This window comes from Acinetobacter lwoffii (assembly GCF_024129355.1).
In the GTDB taxonomy this organism is placed as follows: domain Bacteria; phylum Pseudomonadota; class Gammaproteobacteria; order Pseudomonadales; family Moraxellaceae; genus Acinetobacter; species Acinetobacter lwoffii_I.
The window spans coordinates 1-2143 of the sequence record NZ_JAMXXP010000072.1; the positions used below are offsets into that span (position 1 = coordinate 1).

The 2143-nt window shown below is 48.8% G+C and carries 2 tRNA genes and 1 rRNA gene; all 3 read left to right on the forward strand.

Features of this window, described 5'->3' with window-relative positions:
• The first annotated feature begins 121 nt into the window (after positions 1–121).
• The 3 genes from NI468_RS15945 to NI468_RS15955 all read left to right on the forward strand — a co-directional run bounded on the left by NI468_RS15945 (position 122) and on the right by NI468_RS15955 (position 1920).
• Positions 122–1659, forward strand: a 16S ribosomal RNA gene (locus tag NI468_RS15945).
• Positions 1660–1719: 60 nt separating this feature from the next.
• Positions 1720–1796: transfer RNA gene (locus tag NI468_RS15950), tRNA-Ile, on the forward strand.
• A gap of 48 nt (positions 1797–1844) precedes the next feature.
• Positions 1845–1920: transfer RNA gene (locus NI468_RS15955), tRNA-Ala, on the forward strand.
• The last annotated feature ends 223 nt before the right edge of the window (positions 1921–2143 follow it).

Genomic DNA, 2143 nt, shown 5'->3' on the forward strand with positions numbered 1-2143 from the left:
TTGATTGATCGAAATTATTTTCATTGATTGATGGTAGAAATTACTCGAAGTTTATTTGAGAAATATTTGTCAGAAAATTGATGAGCCAAGATTGGTGCCCTTTAAAGGTACTACTGATTTTAAACTGAAGAGTTTGATCATGGCTCAGATTGAACGCTGGCGGCAGGCTTAACACATGCAAGTCGAGCGGGGAAAGGTAGCTTGCTACTTAACCTAGCGGCGGACGGGTGAGTAATGCTTAGGAATCTGCCTATTAGTGGGGGACAACATCTCGAAAGGGATGCTAATACCGCATACGTCCTACGGGAGAAAGCAGGGGACCTTCGGGCCTTGCGCTAATAGATGAGCCTAAGTCGGATTAGCTAGTTGGTGGGGTAAAGGCCTACCAAGGCGACGATCTGTAGCGGGTCTGAGAGGATGATCCGCCACACTGGGACTGAGACACGGCCCAGACTCCTACGGGAGGCAGCAGTGGGGAATATTGGACAATGGGGGGAACCCTGATCCAGCCATGCCGCGTGTGTGAAGAAGGCCTTTTGGTTGTAAAGCACTTTAAGCGAGGAGGAGGCTACCGAGATTAATACTCTTGGATAGTGGACGTTACTCGCAGAATAAGCACCGGCTAACTCTGTGCCAGCAGCCGCGGTAATACAGAGGGTGCAAGCGTTAATCGGATTTACTGGGCGTAAAGCGCGCGTAGGTGGCCAATTAAGTCAAATGTGAAATCCCCGAGCTTAACTTGGGAATTGCATTCGATACTGGTTGGCTAGAGTATGGGAGAGGATGGTAGAATTCCAGGTGTAGCGGTGAAATGCGTAGAGATCTGGAGGAATACCGATGGCGAAGGCAGCCATCTGGCCTAATACTGACACTGAGGTGCGAAAGCATGGGGAGCAAACAGGATTAGATACCCTGGTAGTCCATGCCGTAAACGATGTCTACTAGCCGTTGGGGCCTTTGAGGCTTTAGTGGCGCAGCTAACGCGATAAGTAGACCGCCTGGGGAGTACGGTCGCAAGACTAAAACTCAAATGAATTGACGGGGGCCCGCACAAGCGGTGGAGCATGTGGTTTAATTCGATGCAACGCGAAGAACCTTACCTGGTCTTGACATAGTAAGAACTTTCCAGAGATGGATTGGTGCCTTCGGGAACTTACATACAGGTGCTGCATGGCTGTCGTCAGCTCGTGTCGTGAGATGTTGGGTTAAGTCCCGCAACGAGCGCAACCCTTTTCCTTATTTGCCAGCGGGTTAAGCCGGGAACTTTAAGGATACTGCCAGTGACAAACTGGAGGAAGGCGGGGACGACGTCAAGTCATCATGGCCCTTACGACCAGGGCTACACACGTGCTACAATGGTCGGTACAAAGGGTTGCTACCTCGCGAGAGGATGCTAATCTCAAAAAGCCGATCGTAGTCCGGATTGGAGTCTGCAACTCGACTCCATGAAGTCGGAATCGCTAGTAATCGCGGATCAGAATGCCGCGGTGAATACGTTCCCGGGCCTTGTACACACCGCCCGTCACACCATGGGAGTTTGTTGCACCAGAAGTAGGTAGTCTAACCTTAGGGGGGACGCTTACCACGGTGTGGCAGATGACTGGGGTGAAGTCGTAACAAGGTAGCCGTAGGGGAACCTGCGGCTGGATCACCTCCTTAACGAAAGATTGACGATTGGTAAGAATCCACAACAAGTTGTTCTTCATACGATGTATCTGAGGGTCTGTAGCTCAGTTGGTTAGAGCACACGCTTGATAAGCGTGGGGTCACAAGTTCAAGTCTTGTCAGACCCACCACTACTGACGAAGTACGGAAAATCAGAAACATTGACTTATTGATAAGCTGGGGACTTAGCTTAGTTGGTAGAGCGCCTGCTTTGCACGCAGGAGGTCAGGAGTTCGACTCTCCTAGTCTCCACCATACATTCCTACGGAATGTATAAAGACAAAAGCTAATAAATAGACAATCAGTTGATTGTTAGTTTAGTCCTTAAGCGATCAAGTGATGAGATCCTAGAGATTAACAAGTACAAGCGTTATGATACGCGCACTTGATAATCTCTGTGATTTATCACAGTTTCCTGACCTGACGAAGGCTGGAAAAATCATTAACAGAATATATTTGAGTTGAAATAATTTGTTCA